This window comes from Dyella japonica DSM 16301 (assembly GCF_001010355.1).
In the GTDB taxonomy this organism is placed as follows: domain Bacteria; phylum Pseudomonadota; class Gammaproteobacteria; order Xanthomonadales; family Rhodanobacteraceae; genus Dyella; species Dyella japonica.
Genome location: NZ_JPLA01000041.1, coordinates 119,494 through 125,493, shown reverse-complemented (window position 1 = coordinate 125,493; position 6,000 = coordinate 119,494). Strand labels below are relative to the sequence as shown.

6 protein-coding genes are annotated in these 6,000 nt (G+C 63.6%); 1 reads left to right on the top strand and 5 read right to left on the bottom strand.

The window, feature by feature from the left end:
- Nucleotides 1-219: 219 nt before the first annotated feature.
- From prpE to Y882_RS14215, 4 genes are all read right to left on the bottom strand, one after another.
- Complete coding sequence (gene prpE, locus Y882_RS14230) at nucleotides 220-2,115, bottom strand: propionate--CoA ligase (RefSeq protein WP_046972607.1); 1,896 nt, start codon at nucleotides 2,113-2,115, stop codon at nucleotides 220-222.
- Between the two features lie 128 nt (nucleotides 2,116-2,243).
- Nucleotides 2,244-2,585, bottom strand: coding sequence for a hypothetical protein (locus tag Y882_RS14225; protein ID WP_046972586.1), 342 nt, complete (start codon nucleotides 2,583-2,585; stop codon nucleotides 2,244-2,246).
- 142 nt (nucleotides 2,586-2,727) lie between these two features.
- Complete coding sequence (locus Y882_RS14220) at nucleotides 2,728-3,714, bottom strand: malate dehydrogenase (protein ID WP_046972585.1); 987 nt, start codon at nucleotides 3,712-3,714, stop codon at nucleotides 2,728-2,730.
- 73 nt (nucleotides 3,715-3,787) lie between these two features.
- Nucleotides 3,788-4,987, bottom strand: coding sequence for an aminotransferase class I/II-fold pyridoxal phosphate-dependent enzyme (locus Y882_RS14215; protein WP_046972584.1), 1,200 nt, complete (start codon nucleotides 4,985-4,987; stop codon nucleotides 3,788-3,790).
- A gap of 241 nt (nucleotides 4,988-5,228) precedes the next feature.
- Between Y882_RS14215 and Y882_RS14210 the strand changes: the two genes are divergently transcribed.
- Nucleotides 5,229-5,486 carry a GlsB/YeaQ/YmgE family stress response membrane protein gene (locus Y882_RS14210; protein WP_046972583.1) on the top strand — a complete coding sequence of 86 codons (258 nt, stop codon included), beginning with the start codon at nucleotides 5,229-5,231 and terminating at the stop codon, nucleotides 5,484-5,486.
- 58 nt (nucleotides 5,487-5,544) lie between these two features.
- Here Y882_RS14210 and Y882_RS14205 read toward each other — a convergent pair whose 3' ends face one another.
- Nucleotides 5,545-5,976 carry a YidB family protein gene (locus Y882_RS14205; RefSeq protein ID WP_046972582.1) on the bottom strand — a complete coding sequence of 144 codons (432 nt, stop codon included), beginning with the start codon at nucleotides 5,974-5,976 and terminating at the stop codon, nucleotides 5,545-5,547.
- Between the last annotated feature and the right edge of the window lie 24 nt (nucleotides 5,977-6,000).

Here is a 6,000-nt window from a genome sequence, read left to right as displayed (position 1 = left end):
TGGGCAAGCAAGAGAAAGTGACCCGGGCCGCGGCAGCGGCACGGAAGCCCGCGGCAGGCGAGCCAGGTCGCGATGACGCGACAATCGAAGACCAACGCTACTGGATCCCGGCCTGCGCCGGGATGACGAGCAAAAGAAGACTGCGTCACTTCCGAACGACGAGGCAAGATTGGCCCCTCACCCCAACCCTCTCCCCGGCGGGGAGAGGGAGAAAAGGAATCAGCCTCCTTGATCGGGCCCCCTCTCCAACGCCCTCCTAACCTCCTCCAACGCCCCCGGATCATCCAACGTCGATAGATCCCCTGGATCCGTGTGCTGCACCAAAGCCTGCAGCGACCGTCGCAACAGTTTTCCGGAACGCGTCTTTGGCAAGGCATTGACCACGTAAATGCGCGCGGGCTTCGCAATCTTGCCCAGTTGATCCACCACACTTTGCTGCATGCCTTTGGCGACGTCCGCAGAAGCCTCCGTCACGCCTTGCCGGAGCGTGGCAAACACCACCGGCACCTGCCCCTTCACTTCGTCCTGCATGCCGATCACCGCGGCCTCCGCGCAGGCAGGATGCATCGCCACGGATTCTTCGATCTCGCGCGTGCCCAGGCGATGCCCGGCCACGTTGATCACGTCGTCGGTGCGGCCGAGGATGGTGGTGTAGCCGTCCTCGTCGCGGATCGCCCAATCCAGCGAGCTGTACAACAGTTCCTTGAAGTGGCTGAAGTAGCTGGCGACATAGCGTTCATCGTTGCGCCACACGGTGGTCAGGCAGCCTGGCGGCAGCGGCGGCACGAAGACGAGCACACCCTTCTGGTGCGGCGGCAGTTCCTCGCCCGTGCTCTCGTCGATCACCTTCATGCGATAGCCGGGACTGGGCAAGCCGGGCGAGCCGAATTTCAGCCGCTTGAGGTCCAGGCCTGGCATCAAGGTAATCGCCGGCCAGCCGGTTTCGGTCTGCCAGTAGTTGTCGATCACTGGCACGCCCAGGCCGTCGGTGGCCCAGTGCGCGGTGGGTTCGTCCAGCGGCTCGCCGGCGAGGAACAACCAGTGCAGTTTCAGCAGGTCGTACTTCTTGAGCCAGCTCGAATCCTGTTTCTTCAGCACACGCAGCGCCGTCGGCGAGGAGAACATGCTGTGCACGCCATAGCGCTCGCACAGGCGCCACCAGATGCCTGGATCGGGGTGCGCCGGCAGACCTTCGTACAACAACGACGTGGCGCCGCCGATCAATGGCGCATAGACGTTGTACGAATGACCCACCGCCCAGCCTACATCCGAGGTGGAGAACATCACCTGCCCCGGCTTGATGTCGAAGATCGCCTCGATCGACATCGCCATGGCCACGGCGTAGCCACCCACGTCGCGCTGGATGCCCTTGGGCTTGCCCGTGGTGCCCGAGGTGTAGAGCAGATAGCTGGGCTCATTGGATTCCAGCCATTCGACCGGCACTTCGGCGCCCTCATAGGAGGCACGCAAGCTGGCGTAGTCGAGATCGCGTCCGGCCACGCGCGTCATCTGCGGATCGAGTCCACGATCGATGATGAGCACGTGGGACGGCTGGTGTTTTGCCTCCTCGAGCGCGGCATCGACCAGCGGCTTGTACGGGATGATCTTGCCGCCACGCATGCCGGCATCCGTGGCGATCAGCAGCGCGGGCTCGGCATCATCGATGCGCAACGCGAGGTTATGCGCGGCAAAGCCGCCGAACACCACCGAGTGGATCGCACCCAGGCGCGCGCAGGCGAGCATGGCGAACACCGCTTCGGCGATATTGGGCAGGTAGATCACCACGCGGTCGCCCTTGCCCACGCCCAGGGACGCGAGCACGGCCGCAAACGTATTCACTTCGCGATAGAGATCGCGATAGCTGAGCTCGCGGGTGATGCCGGTTTCGGTGGAAATGGCCACCAGCGCAAGCTGGCCGCCGCGTTCTTCGAGATGGCGGTCGACGGCGTTGTAGCAGAGATTGGTGGTGCCGCCGACAAACCACTGGCGGAACGGCGGACGCGAAACATCGAGGATGCGTTCGGGCGGCGTATGCCAATGGATGCGTTGTGCCTGTTCGGCCCAGAACGCTTCGGGCTGCTCTATCGAACGCTGATAGAACTCCTCATAGCGCATCGCGATCACCCTCGTTTCAACGGCTGATCGGTCTAGCCTAGATCAGCGCTGGCCAACGGGCTTTGCGACCTTGGTCGAGTCGCATGCATGGATGATCGCCATCGGTGGCGATCATCCACGCGGATCACTTACAGGCAGGACACCGCCGCGTCGCGGTAGGCGGAGTTGTAGTCCTTCTTGGCGTCCTGGCTTTCGTACATCACGACCAGGGCGCCGGTACCGTCGGAGGTCACGTTGATCAGCTCGTGCGCGCCCTGCTTGTCGTTGCCGGAGAGCTCGCCCGACTGGTCCTTGTGCGACGCGCTCACTTCGGCGGTCTCGGCCCACTTCGCGCGCACGCATTCCAGATAGGTCGGAATATCCTTGTTGGTACGGCTGCTCATCTTCGGCGTGGTGTCGCGCAGGCCGTGGGTGCCGCCGCAGGCGGTGAGCAGGGCGCAGAGGGAAAGGGTCGCAAGAAGTCGCTTCATGTCTGGGTTCCGGTCGGTGCTCCGCCGATTCTACCGATACTCGGCCACACCGCCAGTCATCCCTCGAAAATCGGCCGCGACGGTCCAAAAGAAATGGGCAGCCGAAGCTGCCCATCTCAACATCGCCGCTTGCGCGTGCGACTTACTTCTTGGCGAACAGGTGCTCGACGCCGGCGCGCTCTTCGCGCAGTTCCTTGTTGGTGGCGTCCATGCGGGCGCGCGAGAAATCATTGATTTCCAGGCCCTGCACGATGGCGTACTTGCCATCCTTCACCGTCACCGGGTAACCGTAGATCACGCCCGGCTCGATGCCGTACGAACCATCCGACGGGATGCCCATCGAGGCCCAGTCACCTTCGGCGGTGCCCATGGCCCAGGTGCGCATGTGGTCGACGGCAGCCGAGGCAGCCGAAGCGGCCGACGACGCACCGCGTGCCTTGATGATCGCCGCGCCACGCTGCTGCACGGTCGGGATGAAGTCGCTCTCGTACCAGGCCTGGTCAACCAGCGACAGCGCCGGCTTGCCGCCGACGGTGGCGTGGTGCAGGTCCGGGTACTGGGTGGAGCTGTGGTTGCCCCAGATGGTCATCTTCTTGATGTCGGTGCTGTGCTTGCCGGTCTTCTCGGCCAGCTGCGACAGCGCGCGGTTGTGATCAAGGCGGACCATCGCGGTGAAGCACTTCGGATCCAGATCCGGTGCGTTCTGCTGGGCGATCAGCGCATTGGTGTTGGCCGGGTTGCCGACCACCAGCACGCGCACGTCACGCTTGGCGTGATCGTTCAGCGCCTTGCCCTGCGGGCCGAAGATGGCGCCGTTGGCTTCGAGCAGATCCTTGCGCTCCATGCCCGGGCCGCGCGGACGCGCACCGACCAGCAGTGCGTAATCGACGTCCTTGAAGGCGACATTGAGGTCATCGGTGGCGACCACGCCGGCCAGCGTCGGGAACGCGCAATCGTTGAGTTCCATCACCACGCCCTGCAGCGCGGGCAGCGCCGGGGTGATTTCCAGCAGGTGCAGGATCACCGGCTGGTCCGGACCCAGCATGTCGCCCGCGGCAATGCGGAACAGCAGGGCGTAACCGATCTGGCCGGCAGCGCCGGTAACGGCAACACGAACGGGGGCTTTCATCGGAGAAACTCCTTCAACTTGGCTAACGTACAAAAGACGAAGGCCCACGCCATGCAGCGCGGGCCCAAGACCATCAGGTCAGTTCTGCAAAGAACGCCTGGATGCGTTCCAGCCCGGGCTGCAATTGTGCCGTTGGGCAGGTATAGGAAATGCGCAGGGCGCGCGGCTCGCCGAAGGCCGAGCCCGGCACGCAGGCCACGCCCACCGCTTCGAGCAGCACGGCGCACAACTCGACATCGTCGTTGATGCGCGTGCCCTTGTAGCTTTTGCCGAACGCCACGGAGATATCGGGGAACGCATAGAACGCGCCCTGCGGATACGGGCACACCACGCCGGGAATTGCACGCAGCGCGTTGACCACGAGGTCGCGCTTCTCGGCAAATTCCTTGCACTTGGCCTGCGGAATATCCTGCGGCCCGGCAAACGCAGCAATGGCGGCGGCCGTGATCACCTCGGGCAGGCTGGTGATGTGGTTGGAGTTGAGCGTGGTGATGGCCTTGGCCACATTTTCCGGCGCGGCGATCAGGCCCACGCGCCAGCCCGGCATGCCATAGGTCTTGGACACCGAGTCGACGAAGATCAACCGATCCTTCAGCTCCGGCTTCGCATGCACGAAGTTGTGGTAGCCGATGCCGTCGAACACCATCGAGTTGTAGATGTCGTCGGTGATGATCCAGGTGTCCGGATACTTCGCCAGCACCTCGGCCAGCGCGGCGATTTCATCGCGCGTATAGACCATGCCGGTGGGATTGGACGGATTGTTGAACAGGAACACCTTGGGCTTGCGCGCGAGCGCCGCATCGAGCTGCGCCGGCGTGAGCTTGTAGTTCTGCTCGGGGCCGCAATGCAGGATGTTGGCCTTGGCGCCGAGGATGTCGGCGATGTCGCGATAGGTGGTCCAGAACGGTGCGGCGAAGCAGATCTCGTCGCCTTCGTTCAACAGCGCTTCGCCCAGGTTGTACAGCACCTGCTTGGCGCCGATGCCGATCGAGAGATTCGCACGGCCATAACCGCTGAAGCCGAGTTTCTCGATGTGCACCAGGAAGGCATCGAGCAGCGCATCCGCACCGCGGTTGCTGCCGTACTGGCCGGAGTCGCGCTGCAGCGCCTCGCGTGCGGCGGCATAGACATGCTCGCCAGGAAGAAAATTGGGAACGCCGATGGAGAAGCTGATGATGTCGCGACCGGCAGCCTTGAGCTGCTTGGCCTTTTCGGCGATGACCATGATCGCGCTGGGCTTGGCGCGACCGACACGCTGGGCAAGCTGGGGCATGACTTCCTCGTGTATGGGGAACGAAGACAGCAAACTCCACGATTTTAGCATGTGAAGGCGTGCTGTCCGACGCCCCCGCTTTACCCGATGGTCTAAAGCTACGCCGGTGCCTGGGATCGTCAGGCCCATGCCAGTGACGTTCGTCACTTGCCAAACCGAGCCGTCAACTGGCTGATCTGCCTATGGATTGGCGCAACCGCTAAGCCTAGATTCGAGTCACTACGACAGCCAAGGAACGCATATGCACTGGCTTTGGGTATTCATCGTGGGTCTGGTAGTGGGACTGATCGCCAAGATGCTGATGCCGGGCAAGGATCCGGGCGGCTTCATCATCACGGCGATACTCGGCATCCTCGGCTCGGTCATCTCCACCTATGTCGGCGAAAAACTGGGATGGTGGGGCGAGACGGGGATGGTGCATTTCCTCGGATCGATCGGCGGCGCGATCATCCTGCTGCTGCTTTATCACCTGATCTTCAAGCGCAACGCCACCAGCTGACGCAGGGAGGCGAAACCGGCGACGTCCTGGCGTCGCCGGTGTTTTTATGCGCGCGAGCTCAGGCCGTATTGGCCCCGCCGAACAGCTTGCCCGCCAGCGAGGCCAGCGAACCCAGGTCGAAACCACCCTGCCCTTGCGCCGGCACCTGGCCGTCGGGGGTCAGATGATCGACCGCATGCGGCAGCACCTGCGAAAGCTGGCCCAGCAGCTGGCCCTGGTCGACGCCCAGCTTGCCCGCCGCATCCTGCAGCAGGGAGCCGAGCCCGCCGTTGTGCAAGGCCTGGCCGAGCTGGTCACCCGACACCGCCTGGTTGCCACCGGTACCGACCCACGACTGCACGGCATCGCCCAGACCGTGCTGCTGCAGCATGGCCACCAGGCCCTGCACACCGCCGGCCTTTTCGATCAGCTGGCCCGCCACGGCCACCAGGGATGAACCACCTGCCGGGTTACCCTGACCGCCGCCGAGCAGATCATTGAGAAAGGACATGACTGCATCTCCTAGGGAATGGGA